We start from the raw sequence: 24,306 nt of genomic DNA on the forward strand, positions 1-24,306 counted from the left end.
CGACATGGCCGCTAAATTCTGTCAATGCGTGCTGATGTTGGAACGCGGAGGTTGACTAGTTTCCGCTAGGGAATCACCGGTTTCAACCTCTGCCTTTCCGACCAGCGCCGCGTCGAGAACTTCATCAATCCATTTAACGGACCGGATATCCAACGCATCCTTGATATTGTCCGGCACCTCCTTGAGATCCCGGCGGTTTTCCTCCGGTATTAGCACCGTCTTTATACCACCGCGTCGCGCCGCCAGCAATTTCTCCTTGAGACCGCCGATCGGCATCACTTCTCCACGCAGATTGACTTCACCGGTCATCGCCACGTCACAACGGACCGGACGCGCGGTATACGCCGACACCATCGCGGTGACCATAGCGACGCCGGCACTGGGACCATCCTTGGGCGTTGCCCCTTCCGGCACGTGAATGTGCAGGTCTTCCTTCTCGAAACGGTCGGGGTCGATGTCCAGCGCCTTGGCACGCGCCCGCACCACGGTATGCGCGGCATCCACGGACTCCTTCATGACATCGCCAAGCGACCCCGTCTTGTTGAGACGCCCCTTGCCCGGCGATACCACCGACTCGATATTGAGCAACTCACCACCCACCGATGTCCAGGCAAGCCCGGTGACACGCCCTACCTGATCCTGCTGATCGGCCAGGCCATAGCTATGACGACGCACACCGGCGTAGGCTTCGATATCCGATGCGGCAAGCAATTGAGGACCTTGCGCACCTTGCTGCTTCTCGGCCTCGACACGCTCGCGCAGTACCTTGCGGCTGACCTTGGCGATTTGGCGCTCCAGTTCGCGTACGCCCGCTTCACGCGTGTAATAGCGCACAAGCTCAAGTAGCGACTCGTCGGAGAAGTTGAGTTCTTCATCCTTGAGACCATTGGACTTGAGCTGCTTGGGCACCAGATACCGTTTGGCGATTGCCAGCTTCTCGTCCTCGGTGTAACCGGGCAACCGAATGATTTCCATGCGGTCGAGCAACGGCTCGGGAATGTTCATCGAGTTCGCAGTACAGATGAACATGACATCGGACAGGTCGTAGTCCAGTTCCAGGTAATGATCGCTGAAGCTATTGTTCTGCTCGGGATCGAGTACTTCGAGAAGTGCCGATGACGGGTCACCCCGGTGATCCATGCCGACCTTGTCGACCTCGTCGAGCAGGAAGAGCGGATTGCGCACTTCGGCCTTGCTCATGCGCTGAATCATCTTGCCCGGCAACGAACCGATATAGGTACGCCGGTGACCACGGATCTCCGACTCGTCGCGAATCCCGCCCAGTGCCAGGCGCACATAGCGCCGGTTGGTGGCCCGCGCGATAGATTGCCCCAACGAGGTCTTGCCAACCCCCGGGGGGCCCACTAGGCAGAGCACAGGCCCCTTGGGCTTCTTGACACGTTTCTGGACGGCAAGATACTCAAGAATCCGCTCCTTGACCTCTTCCAGGCCATGGTGGTCTTCATCGAGCACTTTCTGCGCGTTCACCAAGTCGTGCTTGACGCGCGAGCGCTTCTTCCAGGGGACCGCCACCAACCAATCGAGGTACGAACGCACAACAGTCGCCTCGGCCGAGGTCGGCGCCATCATCTTGAGCTTGCCCAACTCCTGACGCGCCTTCTCGGCCGCTTCCTTGGGCATGCCCGTAGATTCGATCAGTTGCTCATACTTGTCGGCCTCATTGGGCGCATTCTCGAGCTCACCCATTTCCTTCTGGATGGCTTTCATCTGCTCGTTGAGATAATACTCGCGCTGCGACTTCTCCATCTGGTCCTTGACGCGCGAGCGGATGCGCTTTTCCACCTGCAGCAAATCGATCTCGGATTCGATCAGCGCCATCAGGTGCTCGATACGATCACGCACCCGGTCCATCTCGAGCAATTCCTGCTTGTCGCCGATCTTGAGCGACAGATGAGCACAGATGGTATCCACCAAGCGGCTGGGGTCCTCGATGCCGGACAACGAATCGAGGACTTCGTTGGGCACCTTCTTGGACAGCTTGACGTACTGCTCGAACTGATTGAGCAGCACCCGGACCAGCGACTCCTGCTCGCGTTCGGTCAATGTCTCGCTTTCACGGCGCAAAGCCTCGGCAGAGACGTAACCCGCATCGTCCTCATGGATATCGCGGACGTCGGCACGGTAATCGCCTTCGATCAATACCTTGACGGTGCCATCGGGCAGCTTAAGCAGCTGCATGATTTCAGCTACCGTACCGACATCGAAGAGATCGCCGAATTCCGGTTCGTCCTGACCGGCTTCGCGCTGGGCAACGAGCAATATCCGCTTGTCGTTTTCCATGGCCGTCTCGAGCGCGCGAATCGACTTCTCGCGCCCCACGAACAGCGGAATCACCATCTGCGGGTAGACAACCACGTCCCGCAGCGGCAAAAGGGGAAGACTCAAGGTCTGTTCAGCGTTCTGCTCCATCGCAGACGTTCCTCAACTAATTCGGTGCATGGGCCGCGAGACGGCACTAATGCCAGAGAAATGGGGGCGCATCCAGCATGATGCAACCGTGCAGCCCGTAGGTTTCATGGCTCCAGACGGGGACACATACGAAAAGGGGGCCCTTAGGCCCCCAGGGTGACTCAGGCTAGGGCTCAACCGTCCTTGCCAGCCACCTTGCTTTCTTCCTGCTGGGAATATATCAGCAGCGGGTCGCTGTCACCGGTGATGACCGAAGCGTCAATGACCACTTTGGTGACATCCTCCAGCGATGGAACCTCGTACATGGTATCAAGCAGCACGGACTCGAGGATCGAGCGCAAACCACGCGCGCCAGTATTGCGCTCTATGGCCTTGTGGGCCACGGCGCGCAAGGCATCCTCGCGAAATTCCAGTTCGACACCCTCCATGTAGAATAGGTGCGTGTACTGCTTGATCAGCGAGTTCTTGGGCTCGGTAAGGATCTGGACCAAGGCCTCTTCGCTGAGCTCGGTCAGCGTCGCGATGACCGGAACACGGCCCACGAATTCCGGAATCAAACCGAACTTGACCAGGTCTTCAGGCTCGACGCCAGCGAGGACATCCCCCATCGATTTTTCGGAGTCCTTACTCTTCACCTCCGCGTTAAAACCGATGCCACCTTTCTCGATGCGATCACGGATCACCTTCTCGAGCCCGGCAAACGCCCCGCCGACAATGAACAGCATATTGCTGGTATCGACCTGCAGAAATTCCTGCTGGGGATGTTTGCGACCGCCTTGAGGTGGTATCGAGGCCGTAGTGCCCTCGATCAACTTGAGCAGGGCCTGCTGGACGCCTTCACCGGAGACATCGCGCGTAATCGAGGGGTTGTCCGACTTGCGCGAAATCTTGTCGATTTCGTCGATGTAGACGATCCCGCGCTGCGCCTTGTCGACATCGTACTCGCACTTCTGCAGCAGCTTCTGGATGATGTTCTCGACATCTTCACCCACATAACCAGCTTCGGTCAGGGTCGTCGCGTCGGCGATCGTAAAAGGAACGTTAAGCAATCGGGCCATGGTCTCGGCCAGCAAGGTCTTACCACTACCGGTCGGGCCGATCAGAAGAATATTCGACTTGCCAAGTTCGACATCGTCGGTCTTCACATCGGCACGAAGACGCTTGTAATGGTTGTAGACCGCTACCGACAGCACCCGCTTGGCACGGTCCTGCCCGATGACAAAATCGTCCAGTGTATAACGGATCTCGCGCGGTGCCGGCAGGCGCTCGTCGTCACCCTCGGCATCGGCTTCCAGCACTTCTTCGCGAATGATGTCGTTGCATAGATCGACACATTCGTCACAGATGTAGACGGAAGGACCCGCGATCAGCTTGCGCACTTCGTTCTGATTCTTGCCACAGAACGAGCAGTACAGCAATTTGCCGCTCTCGTCTTTGCCTTTGCCGTCAGCCATTCGTGTACCTCGTGATAGCAGCGGCCCTGAGGAACCGCCGGTAATAAATGCATGTCTCGCTAATCGCTACCATGTTTGGTTAAACGCTATCAGGATACAGGGCGCTTATCCAGCATGGCATCGATGAGGCCGTACTCGGCCGCCTGGGCGCCGCCCATGAAATTATCGCGATCCGTGTCTCGTGCCACCGTTTCCACATCTTGGCCGGTATGCTTGGCGAGAATCTCGTTGAGCTGCTGACGGATGTTGAGAATTTCCTTGGTGTGGATCTCGATATCCGCGGCCTGACCCTGGTAGCCGCCCAGCGGCTGATGAATCATCATCCGCGAGTGCGGCAGGCAGTAGCGCTTGCCCTCGGCACCGCCGGCAAGCAGCAACGCCCCCATGCTGGCAGCCTGGCCGACGCACACGGTGGATACGTCAGGCTTGACGAACTGCATGGTATCGTAGATCGACATCCCCGACGTCACAGAACCGCCCGGCGAATTGATGTAAAGGTGGATATCCTTGTCGGGATTCTCGGATTCGAGAAACAACAACTGAGCTACCACCAGATTGGCCATGTAGTCTTCGACTGGGCCAATCAAAAAGATGACGCGCTCCTTGAGCAGGCGAGAATAAATGTCGTAGGACCGCTCGCCACGCGCGCTCTGCTCCACGACCATGGGGACTAAACCGCCGGCATTGCTGATATCGAACTCGTTGCCCATTGCGTGGCTTCCTTAAATCCGGTGACTAATTGCTCCAGTGACTAGAGACCCGGCCGTAGCCGGGTGCAGACACTTTCGACGGCACGCGAGAGAACGCTCAAGCGTTTGTCTCTTCCTGCGCTTCGCCCTCATTATCTGCTTCTTGCTGCTGTTGCGCCGCTTGCAAAGCCTGCTCGTAGGGCATCTCGACATCCTTAACCTGAGCTTGCGCTAGCAGCTTGTCAACCGCCTTGTCTTCAAGAACCGAGGACTTGACCTGGTTTTTCATGTCCTCATTATTGAGATAATGCTCAACCACTTGTTCGGGTTGCTGATACTGCTGTGCCAACTCTTCGACGTGCGCCTTGATTTCGTCGTCGCTGGCGTCGAGTTCATTGACCTTGACGACTTCAGCCAACAGCAAGCCAACCTGAACGCGCTTCTTCGCCTGGTCGGCGAACAGCTCGTCGGGCAGTTGGGAAACATCGAAGTCTTCCCCTAGACCGAACTGCTGCGCGGCTTGGCGTTTGAGTCCTTCGGTCTCCTGCTGAATCAATGACTGCGGGACCGGAATATCATTGGCCTGCTGCAACGCTTCAAGAGCCTGCTGCTTGACGCGACTGGTCACGGCCTGAGATAGCTCGTGCTCCATGTTCTTCTGCACATCGGCGCGAAAGGCAGTGACGCCACCCTCTTCGATCCCGAAGCGCTTGATGAACTCTTCGTCGACTTCAGGCAGCTGCTTGCCGGCCACTTTGTGCACTGTCACTTTGAAGGTGGCTTCCTGGCCCGCCAGATGCTCCGCCTGATAATCTTCGGGGAAGGTCACCTTGATCTCGAGATCGTCACCGGCCTGGGCACCCACCAACTGCTCTTCGAAGCCGGGAATGAAGCTATTGGACCCCAGCTCCAGCTCATGACCTTCGGCGGCGCCACCTTCGAACGGCTCATCGCCCAGAAACCCTTGGAAATCGACGGTCACCTGATCGCCATCGGCCGCAGCACGCTCGACTTCTTCCCACTCGGAGTTTTGTGAACGCAGCGTGTCGATCATCTGATCGACATCGGCCTCGGCCACATCCGCATAGGGGCGCTCGATCTCGGCATTTTCGATCGTATTGAGCTCGAACTCGGGATACACCTCAAGGATCGCGACGAACTCCAGATCCTTCCCGTCTTCATCGACGGTCGGCTCTACCTGCGGAGAACCCGCCGGATTGAGGCTTTCCTGAGTGATCGCCTGCACATAATGCTGACGCATCATTTCGCCCACTACTTCGTTGCGGACTTCTGGGCCAAAACGCTGGCGTACGACCGTCATCGGAATCTTGCCACGCCGAAAGCCGTTCAGCCGTACGTTTTTGGCGGTTTCCTGCAGGCGGGTAGCCACGGCTTGATCGACTTCGGTAGCCGGCACTTGGACGGTGACACGACGTTCGATCTGGGAAGTCGACTCAACGGAAACTTGCATGAATGATCCTCTACCGACTGGGGCGTTCTGAAAATACGTATAAGACGAGGATTCTATGAATCCCCATTCGCGCTGGCAAGCGCACTACGAAGTTTATGGGGGTATATGCCTCATCTTACAAGGGAAAAGACACGAAAAAAGGGCTAGTAGTCATCCTGATGACACAAAAAACCGAACGAGGTACCTCGATTCAGGCGTGCGGAGTACGACTCATGGAAATGAGGACTACGCTAAAGGAAGCAAACAAAGGGGGGAACAAGAAGAGGAAAATCATCGCTGGGGTGGACGATGGGGATCGAACCCACGACCACCGGAGCCACAATCCGGGGCTCTACCACTGAGCTACATCCACCACGACGATTTGTTGCTGCACGTTCAAGTATGGGGTGGACGATGGGGATCGAACCCACGACCACCGGAGCCACAATCCGGGGCTCTACCACTGAGCTACATCCACCATGACTTGATACGCACGGGAATTCTCCCGACATCGACACTCTTTTTGGCTTCAAACCTGGCTTTTGGCTTTGAGCCTGGTGCGCCCAGCAGGACTTGAACCTGCAACCTACGGCTTAGAAGGCCGTTGCTCTATCCGGTTGAGCTATGAGCGCTTGATAACGCCGGCACAGACCCAACCTGGAACCGACCCTCGAGAGGATCCGGATGCTGGTCGGGGTAGAGGGATTTGAACCCCCGACATCCTGCTCCCAAAGCAGGCGCGCTACCAGACTGCGCTATACCCCGTTGCCCCGAGACCGCTTGGGCATGGCCAATCGAGCCCGTCGATGCGCAGCGTATTTTACGCATCTTCCTTGCCAGGTCAAGCCCTTACGTTCTACCTTCCGCCTTCTTCACGCGATGGATACATTGACTGCGCCTCCCAGCGTGCGAAAATTGCGCCTCTCTTTAACGTCGGCCCAGTATCGGGCCACGCATGTCTAAAGGAACGAGTCGATGACCGCTCAGTTGATCGACGGCAAGGCGATTGCCGCTAACGTCCGCGAACAGGTATCTCGCCAGGTCCAGGCACGCCGCCATGACGGTAAGCGTGCCCCGGGACTCGCGGTCGTCCTCGTTGGCGAAGATCCCGCTTCCGACGTCTACGTCCGCAACAAGCACCGCGCCTGCGATCAGGCCGGCCTGCATTCGGTGCAGCACCAACTGCCCGCCTCGACCACGCAGGCAGAACTCGAGGCATTGATCGACTCGCTGAATGCCGACACCGGCATCGACGGTATTCTGGTTCAGCTCCCCCTACCCGAGCATCTCGACGAACGCCCGATTCTCGAGCGTATCCGGCCCGATAAAGATGTCGATGGTTTTCATCCTTACAATCTCGGCCGCCTCGCTCAACGACTTCCCGTGCTGCGCCCTTGCACCCCCAAAGGCATCATGACGCTTTTACAGGAAAGCGGCATTCAGGCACGCGGTCTGGATGCCGTCGTCGTCGGCGCCTCTAATATCGTTGGGCGCCCCATGGCCATGGAGCTGATGCTGGCGGGTAGTACGACCACTGTTTGCCACCGCTTCACCCGAGATCTCGAATCGCACGTACGCCGTGCCGACTTGCTCATCGTCGCTGTTGGCACGCCGGGGCTCGTCAAGGGCGAATGGGTCAAGGAAGATGCCATCGTCATCGACGTGGGCATCAATCGCCAGGCCGATGGCAAGCTCGCAGGCGATGTCGAGTTCGCGCCTGCCGCCGAACGCGCCAGTTTCATTACCCCCGTACCGGGCGGCGTCGGCCCCATGACGGTCGCCTCGCTCCTAGAGAATACCCTGCTTGCCGCCGAACTCCACGACGGCATGCATGCCTAACATACAGGAGTTACAATGAATGGCGATACCGAGATCGAGAAAAGGAGTGGATAGATGAGCGATAAAGAAATGAATGTCGAAAGCTTTAACCTCGACCACACCAAGGTCAAGGCACCTTATGTGCGTCTGGCCGGCATCAAGACCGGTGAACAGGGCGACGCGATTCACAAGTACGATCTGCGCATCTGCCAGCCCAACAAGGCGCACATGGAAATGCCCGACTTGCATTCCCTGGAACACCTGATGGCCGAGCTGTCGCGTAACCATACCGACAAGGTGCTCGACATCAGCCCCATGGGCTGCCAGACCGGCTTTTATATCTCGATGATCAATCACGACGACTATGACGACGCCCTCGATCTGATCGACAAGACCCTCAACGACGTTCTCGTCGCCGAGGAAGTGCCGGCCTGCAGTGAAATGCAGTGCGGCTGGGCCGCTAGCCACAGCCTCGAAGGCGCCCAAGCACTGGCTCGTGATCTGCTGGCCAAACGCAACGAATGGAATCAGGTATTCGCCTGATCGAGAGAGGGATCACGCCCTACATGCACAAGATCGCCATCATCGGTGCCATGGCCGAGGAGGTCGAACTCCTCGCCTCGCACCTGGAAAACGGCCAGACCCGCCAACACGCCGGCTCGACTTTTCACACCGGCCACTTGCACGGTGTCGAGGTCGTCATCCTGCAATCAGGTATCGGCAAGGTGAATGCCGCCGTTGGCACCACCCAGATACTCGAACTCTATAAACCCGACGTTGTCATCAACACGGGCTCGGCGGGCGGCTTCGGGGCCGACCTCGAAGTGGGGAACGTGGTCATCTCCAGCGAGGTGCGTCACCACGACGTCGACGCCGTGGTATTCGGCTATGAGTACGGCCAGGTGCCTCAGATGCCTCCCGCCTACCTCCCCGACCCTCGCCTGGTCGAGGTCGCCCGGGAGTGCATAGAGGGACTCGGCGAGCTACGTGTCACGGAAGGCCTGATCTGCACGGGCGATGTCTTCATGGCCGATGAGGCCATGGTGGCGCAGGCACGCGAACGCTTTCCGAGCATGCTGGCCGCCGAAATGGAAGCGGCGGCCATCGCTCAGACCTGCCACCTCTACGACTGTCCGTTCGTCGTCATTCGTGCGCTTTCCGATATCGCCGGCAAGGAGTCCGATCTTTCCTTCAAGGCCTTCATCGAGCAAGCCGCCACGCATTCGGCGCTAATGGTCGAAGCCATGGTCAAGCGCCTGGGAACACCGGCCTGAGTCGACCGCGACACGCATCAGGCCGAATGCATGACAAAGCCCGCGATCGGGTCGCGGGTTTTGTCGTTTATGGACCTTCCGCGCTCGCCGACGTTTCAGGCAGAGCTTAGCGGCCTTCGATCACCCAGGTCGTGCCTTCGCGGCTATCCTTCAGCACAATCCCCAGCGCCGCCAATTCATCGCGTATGCCATCGGCGGTAGCGAAGTCCTTGGCCTTCTTGGCCTGCGCCCTCGCCTCGATGTGTGCCTCGATTTCTTCCTCGGTCATCGGCAGTCGTCCCGCCCCTGCCTGCAGGAAATCGGCGGGCGCTTGCCCGAAGAACCCCAGCACACCGCCCAGCGATATGAGCTCGTAAGCCAACGCTGGTGCACATTCCGGGACATCCTGCTTGGTGCGGTTCAACTCGCGCGCTAGGTCGAACAGCACTGCCAAGGCCTCAGCGGTATTGAAATCGTCATCCATCGCGGCCACGAAACGTTCGCGATACCCCGCCTCCAACTCGCCGGCCACCGGGGTGACGCCCTGCAACGCGTTGTAAAAGCGCTCCAGGGAACGGCGCGCCTCGCCCAGCGCGTCAGGAGCATAATTGAGGGGGCTGCGGTAATGGCTGGCCAGAAGCAGATAGCGCACCACCTCGGGGGCATGCACCTCCAGGACTTCGCGGATCGTGAAGAAGTTGCCCAGCGACTTGGACATCTTTTCATGATCGACCCGGACCGCGCCCGCATGCATCCAGGTATTGACGTAGGCTTGCCCGGTCGCCGCCTCGCTTTGCGCGATCTCGTTTTCATGGTGGGGAAAAACCAGGTCCGGTCCACCGCCATGAATATCGAAGGTATCGCCCAGGCAGCACGTCGACATCGCCGAGCACTCTATATGCCAACCCGGTCGTCCTGCGCCCCACGGCGACGGCCAGCTCTCCTCGCCCGGCTTGGCGGCTTTCCACAGCACGAAGTCCAGCGGGTCTTCCTTGGCGGCCTCGACTTCGATACGCGCGCCCGAACGCATGTCATCGAGATCGCGATTGCTGAGCTTGCCGTACCCCTCGAAACGCCGCACGCGATAATAGACATCACCGTTGGCGGCCAGATACGCATACCCCTTGTCGATCAAGCGCTGAACCATCGCGACGATATCATCGACATGTGCCGTGGCACGTGGTTCGCGATCCGGACGCAATACGCCAATTCGCCCTTCGTCTTCGTGCATGGCATCGATCATGCGCTCGGTCAGCGCTGCGATCGGCTCGCCATTCTCCTCGGCCCGCTTGAGGATCTTGTCATCGATATCGGTGATATTACGCACGTAGTCGACATCGAACCCGCGCCAGCGAAGATAGCGGGTAATCATGTCGAAGGCGACCATGACGCGAGCATGACCGATATGACAGTAGTCGTAGACGGTAATCCCGCAGACGTACATGCGCACTCGTCCCGCCTCGAGTGGCGTTAACGTTTCCTTGCGACGCGTCAGTGTATTGTAGATCTGCACGATGAACCCCTCTCAGCCTTTCTTCTGCGCCTTGGCCCAACCATCCTTGAGCCCCACCGTACGGTTGAAAACCCGCTTGCCATCGCGACATTCATGGCGGTCGGTGCAGAAATAGCCCACGCGCTCGAACTGATAGCGGCTTTCGGGCTCGGCATCGGCCAGGCTCGGCTCGGCGTAACCTTCAACGATACGCAGCGACTCGGGATTCAAGTGCTCGAGAAAATCAACGTCACGGTCACGATCCGGCGCCTCGACCTGGAACAGGTTATCGTACAGGCGCACCTCCACCGGCACGGCATGCGAGGTACTCACCCAGTGAATGACGCCCTTCACCTTGCGCCCTTCGGGGTTCTTGCCCAGCGTGTCGAGATCGACACTGCAGCGTAGTTCCTGGACCTCGCCGTCGGCGTCCTTGATGACCTCGTCGCAACGGATCACATAGGCATTGCGCAGACGTACTTCCTTGCCCGGCGCAAGGCGGAAGAACTTCTTGGGCGGCTCTTCCATAAAATCGTCACGGTCGATCCACACCTCGCGCGTCAACGGCAAGTGACGCACGCCCATATCATCACGCGCCGGATGGCCAGACACTTCGAAGGTTTCCTGATGATCCTCGGGGAGATTGGTCAACACCACCTTGAGGGGCTTGAGCACGCACATCGCACGCGGCGCGTTGTCTTCCAGGTCGGAGCGAATCGCATGGTACAGCATGGCGATATCTACCATGCCGCCGTCGGCCCGCGTCACGCCGATCATCTCGCAGAACTTACGCACCGACCCCGGTGTATAACCGCGTCGACGCATGCCCGAGATCGTCGGCATGCGCGGGTCGTCCCAGCCATCCACGATCCCCTGGTCGACCAGCAGTTTGAGCTTACGCTTGGAGGTCACCGTGTACGCAAGGTTGAGACGTGCGAATTCCATCTGACGCGGCTTGACCGGCACCGGGAGGTTCTCCAGAAACCACTCGTAAAGCGGACGATGATCCTCGAACTCCAGTGTACAGAGGGAGTGGGTGACGCCCTCGAGCGCATCCGACTGGCCATGCGTAAAATCGTAGGACGGGTAGATCCTCCACTTGTCACCCGTCTGATGATGGTGGGCATGTCGCACACGATAAAGGATCGGGTCACGCAGGTTGATGTTGGATGCCGCCATGTCGATCTTGGCTCGCAACACCTTCTCGCCTTCGGCGAACTCGCCCTTGCGCATACGCTCGAGCAGATCGAGGTTTTCCTCAGGCGTGCGATCGCGATACGGGCTCGGCTTGCCCGCTTCGGTCAAGGTGCCGCGGTATTCACGAATCTCGTCGGGGGACAGGTCATCGACATACGCCTTGCCCTCGCGCACCAAATGCTGCGCCCAGGCATACAACTGATCGAAGTAATCCGAGGCGTAGCGCACTGCCCCATTCCACTCGAACCCTAACCAGGTGATATCGGCCTTGATCGCGTCGATATAGGCTTGCTCTTCCTTGGCGGGATTGGTGTCGTCGAAACGCAGGTGGCATTGACCGCCAAACTGCTCGGCAAGCCCGAAATTCAGACAGATCGACTTGGCATGGCCGATGTGCAGGAAACCGTTGGGTTCCGGCGGAAACCGAGTGACGATGGTATCCTGGCGACCAGCCTCGATTTCCTCGCGAACCTGATTGCGGATGAAATTCGGGGCGGAGTGGCTATCTACGCTCATGGGCTGTCTAAAGAACCTCTGTTCGTTCGCGAAGTGACCGGAGGGCACGTCAAAGCACTGGCTGGCGCCTCGACACGGTTTCGCCCGCGGGTGCAAAGCCGCTATTATAGCGCGACGCCAGCGCGTGACGCCAAGTCGCGCTCAGTTCTCTTCGCCAGGATACGCCCATGATCGTTCTGCAAACCAATTACGGCAGCATTCGTATGCGCCTCGACCATGAAAACGCGCCCAAGACCGCGGCCAACTTCGAGCAATACGTACGCGACGGCCATTACGACGATACCCTGTTCCACCGGGTCATCGATGGTTTCATGATTCAGGGCGGCGGTTTCGACACTCAGTTCGAACAAAAGCCCACCCGCGCACCGATCGACAACGAAGCGGACAACGGTCTGAAGAATGTCAAAGGCAGCGTGGCCATGGCGCGCACTCAGGATCCGCATTCCGCTAGCGCGCAATTCTTCATCAGCGTCGCCGACAATGACTTCCTCAACCATCGCGATAAGTCCACACAAGGCTGGGGCTATTGCGTCTTCGCCGAGGTCGCCGACGGTATGGACGTCGTCGAGAAGATCAAGAACGTTCCCACCACGCGCCGCGGCATGCACGCCGATGTGCCCGCCGAAGACGTTATCCTCGAACACGCCTACGTCGAAGACTGACAAGGCGCGATGCCGTGCCGATATCCGGCGCGGCGTTCAGGCAGTTGACTACCGTTACACGCACGCCCATGAGGACGCCAGCACGATGACCACCCTGCTGATTTCCGATGTACACCTCCACGCAGGCCAGCCGGACATCGTCCACGGCTTTCTGAACTATCTGGAGACTGAGGCACGCCACGCCGACACGCTCTACCTGCTTGGCGATATTTTCGAAGCCTGGATCGGCGATGACTACCTCGGTGACCTGGAGCGTCAGGTCATCGAGGCGCTAAAGCGCCTCAGCGACGCCGGCACCCAGATTTATTTCATGCATGGCAATCGAGACTTTCTGGTCGGTCACGCCTTCGCCGATGCCGCCGGCGCCACCCTGCTCGATGACCCGAGCCTTGTGACCCTGGGCAACCAGCGCGTACTGCTGATGCACGGCGATAGCCTGTGCACCGGCGATGAGGAGTACATGAAGTTTCGTGCCATGTCGCGAGATCCCGAGTGGCAAGCTCAGATTCTCGCCTTGCCCATCGAGCAGCGCCTGGAGCTGGCCAAGAGCCTGCGCCTGCAATCCGCGGACGCCAACACGCAAAAAGCCGATGCGATCATGGACGTGACGCCGGCGGAAGTTGAAGAAGCCATGCGCGCGCATGGCGTCACCACGCTGCTCCATGGCCATACGCACCGCCCAGCGGTACACGACTTCCATCTCGACGGTCAGCCTGCCCAGCGTATCGTACTCGGCGACTGGCGGCCCGGCAGTGGCTGGGAAGTGCGTGTCGTGGACGATGCCACACCCCAACTACGCGAATTCGCGATCTAACGACGCTGAGCTGGCAATCATGTCCGCTCGCGCTGCGGCTCGAAGGCTCGATCCAGTTGCAAGCGCCAGCGCACCAGCATCGGGGCATCAGTCAACGAGACCTGGCCCAGCCATTGGCGGAACCGTTGCCGCATATCGTCGTCATCGGGATCGACCAGCGTTAGCCAGACTTCGCAAGCATTGATCTGGTGATGCCGATTCTCCTGCTCGCTCGCCACGCGATAGGCCTGTTCGGCCAAGCGACGCACGTCCTGAGGCGCGCCCCCCAGCGCGTGGCGAACGCGCACCATTTGCAAGGTCAGCTCGGGCAAATATAACGAATCGCGTTCACGCGCGACCATCAAGCATTGGTCCAGATAGTCCTCGGCCCGAGCATATTCTCCCAGCGCCAGGCATGCATCGCCGTACCACAGCAAAGGGCGCTGATAACGATCTTGCCCCGTGGCCTCGGTCGCCCGCTCCATGCTCTCTTCGAGCAGCTCCAGGCCCTGGGGGTCGCCACTCATCGCATTGTACCAGCCGAGAATGCCTTGCGCCGCGTAATGCCAGAGATGCAGATCCGGCGTCGACGTCACTTCGTGCGCGCGTTCGGCGCGTGTCGCCGCCATGTGCACATGCCCTAACTGGCGATACAATGCTGCGGCGAAAATCAACGACAGTGCCAACGAGCCAGGATGCTTGATCGACTCGGCCAGGCGTATTGCCGCCTCGATCTGTTGTTCGGCACGCAGATAGTCGCCGCGCAGGCACAAGGCCCAAGCATGGTAGCAAGCCGCGGCGATCTGCGGATGATCGGAAAATGGCAGCCAATCGAGCACCATCGGCTGATGCAACGGATCGATTTCCTCAAGATGCTCGACAGCATGGCGGACGCGTCCCACCCAATATTCGCAATGCGCACGCGCGTAATCCGCCAGGCGCTGGTAGCGTGGATCGACGAGGCCTTCGGCGCATGTCGACAAGCGCGACGCCAATGCAAACGCATCTGCATGTGCATGGCGCTGGCTGCAGCCGACCCATAACCCCCAAGTCACCAGGAACGGTTGCTCGTCATCCGGATCGTCGTCTTCGACGCGTCGCGCCTCCAGCGTCCCCAACATATCCTTGGCGCGCACGAAGCTCTCATGTGCCGTGGGCGAACCGTGCCCTTCGAGCGCAAAGGCAGCCTGGCCGCGCACCGTCAACAGGCTGATATGGCGCTCTTCCTGCGAGGCAAGATCTTGCAGGCACTCCAGGCCCGAGTCGGCCATCTGTAGTGCCGTGCGGTTGGCACTCAACTTGAGGGCGGCCCGCGCGGCAAGCTCGAAGTAGCGCGCCGCTCGCGCATGGTCGCCGCTATGCCGCAGGTGAGACGCGAAATATCCTGGATGCTGACCAATCGAGGCCGGGAAGCGTTCCTCGATGAGCGTGACGACCTGGTGGTGTAGCCGCTCTCTGACATCGCGCGGACAGGAAAGGTACGCGGCTTCCTGCAACAGCTGATGAACGAACTGGTAGTCGAACGGGTTATCGCCATGGCAGGGCTCGATGATCTCCAGGCGCTGCATGTGATCGAGTACTTGCTTGAGGCGTGTCTCGCCGAGCCCAGTACATTCGCGCAAGAAGGTGCCCCGGAATTGGCGCCCGAGCACTGCCGCGACATGCGCCACATCACGGTCGGCATCGAGCTGCTCGATGCGGCTGGAAAGAAGTCCCAGCAAGCCGCGTGGCAGCTCATCCACCTGGACGCGACGCCCCTCGCGCCGATCCATATCGAGACGCCGACAAATTTCCTGCAAGTAAAGCGGCACTCCGTCGCAACGCTCGATGAGCTGCTCACGCAGACGCGGGCTGATGTGCAGCCGATAATGCTTGGCCAGTTGCACTAGCAAGCGTGATGACTGCGTGCTGTCCAGGCGTCCCAGCACGATTTGCTGGTCCCAGTCGAGCCGCACCGGCAACGCCTCGCGCCCATGATGGCTGGCAATCAGCATGAAGGGGACATTGATCGGCAGGCGTGCCTGCAATGCCAGCAACATCTTGAGCGAGAGCTCATCCAGCCATTGCAGGTCGTCGATGACCAAGGCCAGCGGACGGCTCGCTGTGATGCGCTCTATCAGCGAATGGAAGAGTTGCGTGACCGGCTCGAGACTCTCACCGATGTCACCGCTCCCGCCATCGCTCAGCGCGTGGTAGAGCACCTCGCGCCGCGATTCGTCCAGCGTCGATTCATTGGCCAACCAGGCGGCCAGCGTAGAGCTATCGACATCTCGGTCGAGATACCAACGCAACAGCGAACGCACCACCCCATAAGGCGTCTGGGTCGACAACCGGGTCGTTGGCTGCCAACACAGGGCAATCTCCTGGCTTTGCTCCAGTTGCCGGAAGCTTACCAGCAACGCCGACTTGCCCTTGCCCAGTGCACCTTGCACCAGCACGCTCTGGCGCAATCCGATGACCACCCGGGCCAGCGCATCTCGCAACTGTCGCAGTGCCGCTTCGCGTCCGATCAAGCTCGGCGGTGTGGCATCGCGTCCACCTTCGTCGACCCCCAGTACCAACGCCCGCAGGCGCACTCGCCCATCGGCAGCCAGCAAGCGCGTCGTCAAGCGCGGCTGCAGATCCAGCGCGGGGGGCATGTGCTGGCTCGCCTCTTGCGAAATCACCAGCTCGCTGCCTTGAGCGGCACTCATGAGTTCGAGTGCCGGTTGCGTCACCTGTCCCAAAGGATCGGCCAAGCGACGTTCGGGCAAATATAACCCTCGCCCGCTGTTGAGCCCTGCAGCCAGTTCGAAACGCGGCGCCGGATCGCCGCCCGACCAGTGTCGCTGAACCTCTTCGGGTAGCTGGCGACGGCAATGTTCGTACAATGCCACCAGCTCGGCCAATTGGTGTGTCGGCCCGTGGGTGCCGAAACAGGCTAGCCCCAGTCCTCCGGTAGCGCCAGGCAGCCAGAATCCACCCAGTAGATGGCATTGGCGCTCCAGCCAACGCATCAACTCTACCTGCAAGAGCAGACAAGCATGCCCCTGAGCACGCTCCTGCCAGTCGCCCTGCAAGTGCAGGCGAATCGCCATTACCGATAGCTGTCGATAGTCGATCTCGTCTTCGCGCACAGGAGCACTGTCCAGCGCCACCGTCCGCGAGAAAGCGCCCTGGGGCGAGGTGGGCGCCGTCGGCTGCGCACCATCCGACCAGTAGCGCGCCAGCTGTAGAAACTCGGCATCAGGCTGCTGGCCGGAAAGCGCCAGCAACTCTAGATAGGCATTGAACTGCTCATGCGCGGCGGCAATTTGTCCCTTCTCGGCCAGCTGGCGCACCAGGCGTTCATGGAAGGGACCATACCCCGAGAAACGGCTCACCAGCTGGCGCAATATCGCCTCGGATACATCATCGACGCCGTCCAGCGCATGCTCGATATAGGCGATCATGCGTTGGCGCCATTCGCCGCGCACCTTGACCAGCCAACGCTGAAAATCACTGCACTGCGGCAAGTGCAGTTCTTCGACCAGGTCGCCGCGATACAGCGTCAGCAACTCATCGATGGCACCGATCTCGGGCGGCGCTTGCAGCAGCGTCTCGAGGCGACGCACATCCATCACCCAATGCGATTCCAGGCGCAATTCGATGCTTTGACGCGAAACCGTCAAGACTGACTCAGCCTCATCGCCGAGACATTGCCGCAGGCAATGCAGCGCATGACGCAAATTGGTTCGACCCGACGACAGGCCTTGAGCGGGCCACAGCATTTCCGCTAGTCCGGCACGATTGGCCGCTTGCTCGTTGAGCAACAGGTAGACCAACAACGCCTTGACCTTGTCATAGCTGAACTGGGTGAGCGTGGTGCGCCCCAGCGTCATCGAAAAATGCCCGAAAAGCATCAATCGAGGCGGTACCGGAGTGTCCTGAGTCATCGTCGTCATACCCTGATTGGGCCAGTACCGACGGCGAGCGCGATCACGCTGCCGACGGCACACCACTGTGGAAACGAAAGCAGGTATCCGGGGATTCGATCAGTTCGCGCTCACGCTCGGCGAAAAACGCGATACGCGGCGCGATATCCTGCGTGGCATACTGCTGTGCCAGTGCCAGGTAATCTTCGTAATGGCGTCCTTCCGACTTGACCAGAGCGCGATAGAACTTGGCAAGCTCATCATCCAGAAAAGGGATCAGAGACGCGAAACGTTCACAGGAGCGCGCCTCAATGAAGGCGCCGACGATAAGGGTATCGACCAGCCGTTGCGGATCGTCCTTGCCGACATGTTGTCGCAACCCCGCTGCATAACGCGAGGCGCTGAGTTGGCGGTAGCGCACGCCACGCGCGCGCATCAAGGTCACCACCTGTTCGAAATGCAAGAGCTCCTCGCGGGCTAACTGCGACATCTTGGTCAGCAACTCGGTATGCTCGACATAGCGATACATCAGGTTCATCGCCGTGGATGCCGCCTTTTTTTCGCATTGAGCGTGATCGATGAGCAATAGCGACGGATGCGCCAGCGCTGCTTGCACCCAAGCATCCGGCGTCGGACACGGCAAGAAGTTCAACAATTCTTGGGGTAGCAGGGTGTTTACGTCCGTGGACATGGCTTTCTTCTATCCATTGAGAGGGTCATGAAAGTTAAACGCAAGGCTCGGTCGGCGCTGTCGTCAGGCGGTGGAGCGCCTCCTGCATCAACGCTTTCTGCAACGCGGCGTACAAGGCATCGGGTGCGAGTCGAGCACAATCCCACGCATGGCACTGGAGACGCTTTGCCTTGCTCTCGTTGGCGACCATCTCACCTCCCCCTTTACCCGAGCAAGTATGATATCGCGAGCGCGCCACGACAGCGACCGTCGTGCACCAGAATGCCTTTTACCATTCTCTCAGCGCCCGGCACAGACCGTCTTATTAACATTGTCGACAGTTTCGAGTAGAATCTCGCTGCCTATTTAGACCGGTGACAACCTGTCCCAGGTCGTGTCCGTCGTGCGCGAGCGTGGAAGCGATTATCGCCACGCGCACCGCCCCGCCCTGGTTTCGATGACTGACGAGGGTCCCAACGTGCTTGAAGCCTACCGCCAACATGCCGAGGAGCGCGCGCGCAAAGGCGTGCCATCCCAGCCGCTCAACGCCGAGCAGACCGCCGAACTGGTCGAGCTGCTCAAGGCGCCGCCCGCCGGCGAGGAAGAAACGCTTCTCGAGCTGCTCACCAACCGCGTTCCCCCCGGCGTGGACGAAGCCGCTTACGTCAAGGCCGGCTTCCTCACCGCCATCGCCAAAGATGAGGCCACGTCACCGCTGATCGACAAGATCCACGCGGTCAAGCTGCTCGGTACCATGCAAGGCGGCTACAATATTGCCACCCTGGTCGAACTCCTCGACGATGACGCCCTCGCCCAAGAAGCCGGTGAGCAGCTCAAGCACACCCTCTTGATGTTCGATGCCTTCCACGATGTTGCCGAACGCGCCAAGAACGGCAACGCCATCGCGCAAGCCGTGCTCGAATCCTGGGCCGAAGCCGAGTGGTTCCTCGCCAAGCCGGCCCTGGCCGAGAAGATCAGTATCGCGGTATTCAAGGTACCGGGCGAAACCAACACCGACGATCTTTCCCCCGCGCCGGACGCCTGGTCACGCCCCGATATTCCGCTGCATGCCAACGCCATGCTCAAGAACCCGCGCGAGGGCATTACGCCGGAAGCGCCAGGCAACAAGGGCCCCATCGCACAGATCGACGAGGTCAAGGCGAAAGGCTTCCCGGTCGCTTATGTCGGCGATGTCGTGGGCACCGGCTCGTCGCGAAAGTCGGCCACTAACTCCGTGTTGTGGTTCTTCGGCGACGACATCCCCAACGTGCCCAATAAGCGCGCCGGCGGCTTCGTGTTCGGCGGCAAGATCGCACCGATCTTCTTCAACACCATGGAAGATGCCGGCGCCCTGCCGATCGAGATGGATGTCTCCAGGCTCGAGATGGGCGATGTCATCGATGTCTATCCTTATGAAGGCAGGGTGACACGCCACGACAGCGACGAGGTCGTCTCCACCTTCGAACTCAAGACCCAGGTCATCCTCGACGAGGTGCGTGCTGGCGGCCGCATTCCGTTGATCGTGGGCCGTGGCCTGACCGAGAAAGCGCGCAACGAACTCGGTTTAGCCGGCTCCGAGGTCTTCCGCAAGCCCGAACAACCGATCGGTACAGGCAAGGGCTTCACCCTGGCGCAGAAGATGGTCGGCAAGGCCTGTGGCATGGAAGGCGTGCGCCCGGGTATGTACTGCGAGCCGAAGATGACCACCGTCGGCTCCCAGGACACCACGGGACCCATGACCCGCGATGAGCTCAAGGACCTGGCCTGCCTGGGCTTTCAGTCAGACCTGGTCATGCAGTCGTTCTGCCACACCAGCGCCTACCCGAAGCCGGTCGACGTGGAAACTCATCACACCCTGCCCGACTTCATCATGAATCGTGGTGGCGTCTCGCTGCGCCCGGGTGACGGCATCATCCACAGCTGGCTGAACCGTATGCTGCTGCCTGACACCGTGGGTACCGGCGGCGATTCACACACTCGCTTTCCGATGGGTATTTCCTTCCCGGCGGGTTCCGGCCTGGTGGCCTTTGCTGCCGCCACTGGCGTGATGCCGCTGGACATGCCGGAATCGGTACTGGTGCGTTTCAAGGGCGAACGCCAGCCCGGCATAACGCTGCGCGACCTGGTGCATGCGATCCCCTATTACGCTATCAAGGACGGCCTCCTGACCGTCGAGAAGTCGAACAAGCAGAACTTTTTCTCAGGCCGTATTCTGGAAATCGAAGGCCTCGAGGATCTCACCGCCGAGCAGGCATTCGAGCTTTCCGACGCCTCTGCCGAACGTAGTGCCGCTGGCTGCACGATCACCCTGGGCGAGGAGCGGGTCGCCGAGTATCTAAACTCCAACGTCACCCTCCTCAAATGGATGATCGACAATGGCTATGGCGATGCCCGCACGCTGGAGCGCCGCATCCAAGCCATGCAGGAATGGCTGGCCGACCCCAGCCTGATGCGTGCCGATGGCGACGCCGAGTATGCCGCAGTGATCGAGATCGACATGAGCGAACTCGACCAGCCCGTGCTGTGCGCGCCCAATGATCCCGATGACGCGCGCCTGCTCTCCGACGTCGCCAGCGAGCAGATCGACGAGGTATTCATCGGCTCGTGCATGACCAACATCGGCCACTTCCGCGCCGCCGGCAAACTGCTCGAGAAACAACCCGCCGGTAGCCTGAAGACCCGTTTGTGGCTTGCACCGCCCACCAAGATGGACCAACATCAGTTGACGGAAGAGGGATATTACGGCATTTATGGGCGCGCTGGTGCACGCATGGAAATGCCGGGCTGCTCGCTGTGCATGGGCAACCAGGCACGCGTAGCGCCCAAGTCAACCGTGGTCTCGACCTCCACGCGCAACTTCCCCAACCGTCTGGGCGACGGCGCGAATGTCTATCTTGCCTCCGCCGAGCTGGCCGCCATCGCGGCCGTCGAGGGACGCTTGCCGACCGTCGAGGAATACAAGGGCTACATGAGCGAGTTCAATGCCATGGCGGATGAAATCTACCGCTACATGGACTTCCATGAGATAGAAGAGTTCCAGCACGCGGCCGCGAATGTGATTCCGGTCGCCGAGGAAGCCTGACCACTCGTCTCCAATGCTCGCCTATTGAGAAAGAGTGCAGGTCACCGAAACGCCCCGCCAATGCGGGGCGTTTTTTGATTGGCGTCGCCATATACCAACGCCTGCGTACGTTTTTTAACACTGTTCACCTTGTCAGCGGGCTGGACAGACGCTTAGATATGAAACGCTCGTTCGCGCCCCATTCCATACGAGTATGGGACGAGACGGCAGGATGCCATGACATTCCGACCGCCCAGTGCCGTGCCTCGAAGCCGGCACACGAGGATACGTCGTGATGAGAAAATCAAGGAGAACACCATGAAACTCAAGGCTTTGATCACCGCTTCTGTGGCCACATCGAGTCTTCTCGTCCTCACCCCCAACGCCATGGCCGCTCCCAGCCCCGAAGGCTTGTACTTCGGTGTCGGGACCGGCTTCAGCTCGTTGAAAAACGATGACGGTGACGTTGACGAGTTTATCGAGTCAGGCAGCGAGGACTACGATACTGATGATGACGACAACGTCTTCAAAGGCTTCGTCGGCTACAACTTCAACCGCTACTTCGCCACCGAGGCGTTCTATGCGGACCTCGGAAGTGTCGAGCTCAAGGGCAACGACACGGCCAATACCAACCTCGACTCAGAAGCCTACGGCGTCAGCCTGGTCGGCAAGCTGCCCATCACAAATTGGTTCGAACTTTTCGCCAAGGCGGGCATGGCGAAGTGGGAAACCGACGTCGACGGTAATCTCGGCGGCACCAGCACCGACCTCAAGGATAACGATGGCGTGGACCCGGTCTACGGTGCCGGCGCGCAATTCAACTTCAATCCCTTCCTGGTGCGCGCCGAATATGAGCGCTACGACTTCGACAGCGACTATCAAGTGGATTCCTTCACCGCGTCCGTGGGCTGGCAGTTCTAAAGAACGCCTCGACGTGCATCGCTGTACAAGACGCCGGGCCTCGCCCGGCGTCTTTTTATATCAACGGATACGGCACCTTCGTGATTGCGCATGAGCCGTTAACGCTAGATGACTGATAGCGCAGCCATTTGCCTGCAGCGAGCGACGATGCGAGGCTTGCAAGAGCCTGATAGAAAACGAAGGAGTTGTCATGCTCGCCACCCGCACGTTGCTGGGTGACATTGCAACCCAATTACGCGCTCAGGGACGAGCGTTACTGGTTTTTCATCTATTCTTCACCGTCCTCGCCACGGCCGTTTTGGTGCCGTTGACGACCTGGACTCTGACCAGTCTGCTGCATGCCTTCCATCGTCAGGCACTCAGCAATGCCCAAATTGCCGACATGGCGCTTTCCCCCTTGGGCCTTGCCTGGGGTCTCGTGGCGCTGGGCCTGAGTTTTCTGCTGATCTTCCTGCAGCAAAGCGGTATGATGCGGTTGGTCGCCGTACCCGGGCCGGGGCGCTACCGGGCGACGATGAATACACTGTGGCAAATCGGTCGCTACTTTCCGAGCATCGCCGGACTCACATTCCTTCAGGTCGGCGCCCACTTGCTGCTCGCCACCCCATTCGTGCTGCTGATCGCCTATTGCTACGACGCCTTTCTCGGCGATGCCGAACTCTACGTCGTGATGCGCATGAAGCCCCCAGCCTTATGGTATTTCGCCATGCTCGGCGGAGGCCTCGCACTCATCGCACTCTGGCTGCAAGTACTGCTTTATGCGCGCTGGTTCCTGGCACTCCCCGCCCTGGTACTCGACCGCCTTTCGCCACTCCAGGCGCTGACATGCAGCCGTGCGCTAACACGGGGACGACACGCGCGCATCACGGCTCTGGCACTGACATTCGCCTTGGGTATCGCCGCGCTGCCGGTCCTGTTCAGCCTCCTGTTCAATAGCCTGGCATCGCCGCTGATCACCTACCTACCGGATCGCATCTCGCTGCTGGTGCCCGTCATGCTGGTCTACGTGGCGGCCTACACGCTTTCGATCATCGCCGTGACGTTTCTGGGGGTCGCGGCCAATAGCCTGCTGGTGGCCAATCTCTATCGACGTTTGGGGGGCGGCATGCTTGGTGTCGCGGACTCGCCGGCTCCCCAGCAGTCGGGCTGGTGGGCCTGGACCGCCGAGGCCGTCTTGCTGATCTTCGCGCTGCTCCAAGCGGGATGGGTGCTGAGTGACTTCCAGCTACGCGATGAGGTCACAGTTACCGCCCACCGCGGGAGCTCGATGGCGGCACCGGAAAATACCCTGGCATCGATGCGCCAAGCCATCCAGGAAGGCGCCGACTATCTGGAGCTGGACGTCAGACTGTTGCGCGATGGCAATGTCGTCCTCTCTCACGACCGCACGCTGGAACGCCTTACCGGCCAGGCACTTAATATCAACGACCTGACGCTGGAGGAAACGCGCGATATCGATATCGGTAGCTGGTTCGATGCTGACTTTTCCGATGAACGCTTGGCAACGCTCGATCAGGTGATTGGCCTGGCACATGGCAAGTCACGCCTGTACGTCGAGCTCAAGCCCGCCCCCGGCAACGAGCAGGCGCTCATCGAAGCGGTCGTCGAACGTTTGCGGCGTTACGGCATCGCCGACAGCGCGGTCATCGCATCTTTATCGCCGACGGTGATTCGCGACGTCGAAGAATACGCCCCCGATATCGCTACCACACTGTTCGTTCAATTCCTGCTGCCTGGCGCTCTGACCTCGACCCCGGCCGACATCATCGGCCTGCGCCACACCCGCGCTGATGCCGGTACCGTCAGCATGGTGCATGACAGCGGCCGCGAATTGCACGTCTGGACAGTCAACAGTGCGCGTGACATGTCGCGCTACATCGACATGGGCGTCGACAATATCATCACCGACCGCCCCGCAACGCTGATCGACCTGCTCATCGAACGCGCCACCCTCCGCGATGGCGAGCTGCTGCTGCTCAAACTGCGCAATTGGCTGCATCAGTGAAT

The 24,306-nt window shown here is 59.8% G+C and carries 16 protein-coding genes and 4 tRNA genes; 8 read left to right on the top strand and 12 right to left on the bottom strand.

The window, feature by feature from the left end:
* Positions 1 to 21 precede the first annotated feature (21 nt).
* The 8 genes from lon to OP496_RS03890 form a co-directional block, all read right to left on the bottom strand.
* Positions 22 to 2,430, bottom strand: a complete 2,409-nt coding sequence (lon, locus tag OP496_RS03855) for an endopeptidase La (RefSeq protein ID WP_280562162.1) — start codon at positions 2,428 to 2,430, stop codon at positions 22 to 24.
* Positions 2,431 to 2,603: 173 nt separating this feature from the next.
* Positions 2,604 to 3,884 (bottom strand): ATP-dependent Clp protease ATP-binding subunit ClpX, encoded by a 1,281-nt coding sequence (gene clpX, locus OP496_RS03860; RefSeq protein WP_280562163.1) that lies wholly within the window; start codon positions 3,882 to 3,884, stop codon positions 2,604 to 2,606.
* 89 nt (positions 3,885 to 3,973) lie between these two features.
* Positions 3,974 to 4,594, bottom strand: coding sequence for an ATP-dependent Clp endopeptidase proteolytic subunit ClpP (gene clpP / locus OP496_RS03865; protein ID WP_280562164.1), 621 nt, complete (start codon positions 4,592 to 4,594; stop codon positions 3,974 to 3,976).
* 97 nt (positions 4,595 to 4,691) lie between these two features.
* Entirely contained in the window at positions 4,692 to 6,044 is a 1,353-nt protein-coding gene (tig, locus tag OP496_RS03870) for a trigger factor (protein WP_280562165.1), read from the bottom strand.
* 277 nt (positions 6,045 to 6,321) lie between these two features.
* Positions 6,322 to 6,396 (bottom strand) — tRNA-His (locus OP496_RS03875).
* Between the two features lie 30 nt (positions 6,397 to 6,426).
* Positions 6,427 to 6,501, bottom strand: a tRNA-His gene (locus OP496_RS03880).
* 77 nt (positions 6,502 to 6,578) lie between these two features.
* Positions 6,579 to 6,655 (bottom strand) — tRNA-Arg (locus OP496_RS03885).
* 56 nt (positions 6,656 to 6,711) lie between these two features.
* A tRNA-Pro gene (locus OP496_RS03890) sits at positions 6,712 to 6,788 on the bottom strand.
* Between the two features lie 210 nt (positions 6,789 to 6,998).
* Between OP496_RS03890 and folD the strand changes: the two genes are divergently transcribed.
* Genes folD through mtnN form a run of 3 tightly spaced genes read left to right on the top strand, consistent with a single transcriptional unit; the run spans position 6,999 to position 9,115 of the window.
* Positions 6,999 to 7,862: a bifunctional methylenetetrahydrofolate dehydrogenase/methenyltetrahydrofolate cyclohydrolase FolD gene (gene folD, locus OP496_RS03895; protein ID WP_280562166.1), complete on the top strand. Its 864-nt coding sequence runs from the start codon at positions 6,999 to 7,001 to the stop codon at positions 7,860 to 7,862.
* Between the two features lie 54 nt (positions 7,863 to 7,916).
* The gene (locus tag OP496_RS03900) at positions 7,917 to 8,384 is read left to right on the top strand and encodes an S-ribosylhomocysteine lyase (RefSeq protein ID WP_280562167.1); all 468 of its coding nucleotides are present in this window, start codon (positions 7,917 to 7,919) and stop codon (positions 8,382 to 8,384) included.
* 23 nt (positions 8,385 to 8,407) lie between these two features.
* Positions 8,408 to 9,115, top strand: a complete 708-nt coding sequence (gene mtnN / locus OP496_RS03905; protein WP_280562381.1) for a 5'-methylthioadenosine/S-adenosylhomocysteine nucleosidase — start codon at positions 8,408 to 8,410, stop codon at positions 9,113 to 9,115.
* A 106-nt stretch (positions 9,116 to 9,221) separates the two neighbouring features.
* Here mtnN and cysS read toward each other — a convergent pair whose 3' ends face one another.
* A complete protein-coding gene (cysS, locus tag OP496_RS03910; RefSeq protein WP_280562168.1) occupies positions 9,222 to 10,607 on the bottom strand; it encodes a cysteine--tRNA ligase in 1,386 nt (461 codons plus the stop codon).
* A 12-nt stretch (positions 10,608 to 10,619) separates the two neighbouring features.
* Positions 10,620 to 12,299 (bottom strand): glutamine--tRNA ligase/YqeY domain fusion protein, encoded by a 1,680-nt coding sequence (locus OP496_RS03915; RefSeq protein WP_280562170.1) that lies wholly within the window; start codon positions 12,297 to 12,299, stop codon positions 10,620 to 10,622.
* Between the two features lie 167 nt (positions 12,300 to 12,466).
* Between OP496_RS03915 and OP496_RS03920 the strand changes: the two genes are divergently transcribed.
* Together OP496_RS03920 and OP496_RS03925 are read left to right on the top strand one after the other, a co-directional pair.
* Positions 12,467 to 12,961, top strand: coding sequence for a peptidylprolyl isomerase (locus OP496_RS03920; RefSeq protein ID WP_280562172.1), 495 nt, complete (start codon positions 12,467 to 12,469; stop codon positions 12,959 to 12,961).
* Between the two features lie 85 nt (positions 12,962 to 13,046).
* Entirely contained in the window at positions 13,047 to 13,775 is a 729-nt protein-coding gene (locus OP496_RS03925; protein ID WP_280562173.1) for a UDP-2,3-diacylglucosamine diphosphatase, read from the top strand.
* Positions 13,776 to 13,792: 17 nt separating this feature from the next.
* Here the strand turns inward: OP496_RS03925 and OP496_RS03930 are convergent, their stop codons facing one another.
* Complete coding sequence (locus OP496_RS03930; protein WP_280562174.1) at positions 13,793 to 17,668, bottom strand: AAA family ATPase; 3,876 nt, start codon at positions 17,666 to 17,668, stop codon at positions 13,793 to 13,795.
* A 43-nt stretch (positions 17,669 to 17,711) separates the two neighbouring features.
* The gene (locus tag OP496_RS03935; RefSeq protein ID WP_280562175.1) at positions 17,712 to 18,338 is read right to left on the bottom strand and encodes a tRNA-(ms[2]io[6]A)-hydroxylase; all 627 of its coding nucleotides are present in this window, start codon (positions 18,336 to 18,338) and stop codon (positions 17,712 to 17,714) included.
* 457 nt (positions 18,339 to 18,795) lie between these two features.
* Here OP496_RS03935 and acnB point away from each other — a divergent pair, with 457 nt between their 5' ends.
* The 3 genes from acnB to OP496_RS03950 all read left to right on the top strand — a co-directional run bounded on the left by acnB (position 18,796) and on the right by OP496_RS03950 (position 24,304).
* On the top strand, positions 18,796 to 21,399 hold the full coding sequence (gene acnB / locus OP496_RS03940; protein WP_280562382.1) for a bifunctional aconitate hydratase 2/2-methylisocitrate dehydratase: 2,604 nt from the start codon (positions 18,796 to 18,798) through the stop codon (positions 21,397 to 21,399).
* Between the two features lie 297 nt (positions 21,400 to 21,696).
* Complete coding sequence (locus tag OP496_RS03945) at positions 21,697 to 22,299, top strand: porin family protein (protein WP_280562177.1); 603 nt, start codon at positions 21,697 to 21,699, stop codon at positions 22,297 to 22,299.
* Between the two features lie 190 nt (positions 22,300 to 22,489).
* Positions 22,490 to 24,304, top strand: coding sequence for a glycerophosphodiester phosphodiesterase (locus tag OP496_RS03950; RefSeq protein WP_280562179.1), 1,815 nt, complete (start codon positions 22,490 to 22,492; stop codon positions 24,302 to 24,304).
* Positions 24,305 to 24,306: the final 2 nt, after the last annotated feature.

It is taken from the genome of Chromohalobacter sp. 48-RD10 (assembly GCF_029889785.1).
In the GTDB taxonomy this organism is placed as follows: domain Bacteria; phylum Pseudomonadota; class Gammaproteobacteria; order Pseudomonadales; family Halomonadaceae; genus Chromohalobacter.

What these genes read in the sequence shown, in the direction of transcription:
- OP496_RS03945 (WP_280562177.1), top strand. Translation starts at nt 21,697, where the DNA reads ATGAAACTCAAGGCTTTGATCACCGCTTCTGTGGCCACATCGAGTCTT.
- OP496_RS03950 (WP_280562179.1), top strand. Translation starts at nt 22,490, where the DNA reads ATGCTCGCCACCCGCACGTTGCTGGGTGACATTGCAACCCAATTACGC.
- OP496_RS03935 (WP_280562175.1), bottom strand. Translation starts at nt 18,338, where the DNA reads ATGTCCACGGACGTAAACACCCTGCTACCCCAAGAATTGTTGAACTTC.
- tig (WP_280562165.1), bottom strand. Translation starts at nt 6,044, where the DNA reads ATGCAAGTTTCCGTTGAGTCGACTTCCCAGATCGAACGTCGTGTCACC.
- OP496_RS03930 (WP_280562174.1), bottom strand. Translation starts at nt 17,668, where the DNA reads ATGACTCAGGACACTCCGGTACCGCCTCGATTGATGCTTTTCGGGCAT.
- OP496_RS03920 (WP_280562172.1), top strand. Translation starts at nt 12,467, where the DNA reads ATGATCGTTCTGCAAACCAATTACGGCAGCATTCGTATGCGCCTCGAC.
- OP496_RS03925 (WP_280562173.1), top strand. Translation starts at nt 13,047, where the DNA reads ATGACCACCCTGCTGATTTCCGATGTACACCTCCACGCAGGCCAGCCG.
- folD (WP_280562166.1), top strand. Translation starts at nt 6,999, where the DNA reads ATGACCGCTCAGTTGATCGACGGCAAGGCGATTGCCGCTAACGTCCGC.
- clpX (WP_280562163.1), bottom strand. Translation starts at nt 3,884, where the DNA reads ATGGCTGACGGCAAAGGCAAAGACGAGAGCGGCAAATTGCTGTACTGC.
- clpP (WP_280562164.1), bottom strand. Translation starts at nt 4,594, where the DNA reads ATGGGCAACGAGTTCGATATCAGCAATGCCGGCGGTTTAGTCCCCATG.
- OP496_RS03900 (WP_280562167.1), top strand. Translation starts at nt 7,917, where the DNA reads ATGAGCGATAAAGAAATGAATGTCGAAAGCTTTAACCTCGACCACACC.
- mtnN (WP_280562381.1), top strand. Translation starts at nt 8,408, where the DNA reads ATGCACAAGATCGCCATCATCGGTGCCATGGCCGAGGAGGTCGAACTC.
- lon (WP_280562162.1), bottom strand. Translation starts at nt 2,430, where the DNA reads ATGGAGCAGAACGCTGAACAGACCTTGAGTCTTCCCCTTTTGCCGCTG.
- OP496_RS03915 (WP_280562170.1), bottom strand. Translation starts at nt 12,299, where the DNA reads ATGAGCGTAGATAGCCACTCCGCCCCGAATTTCATCCGCAATCAGGTT.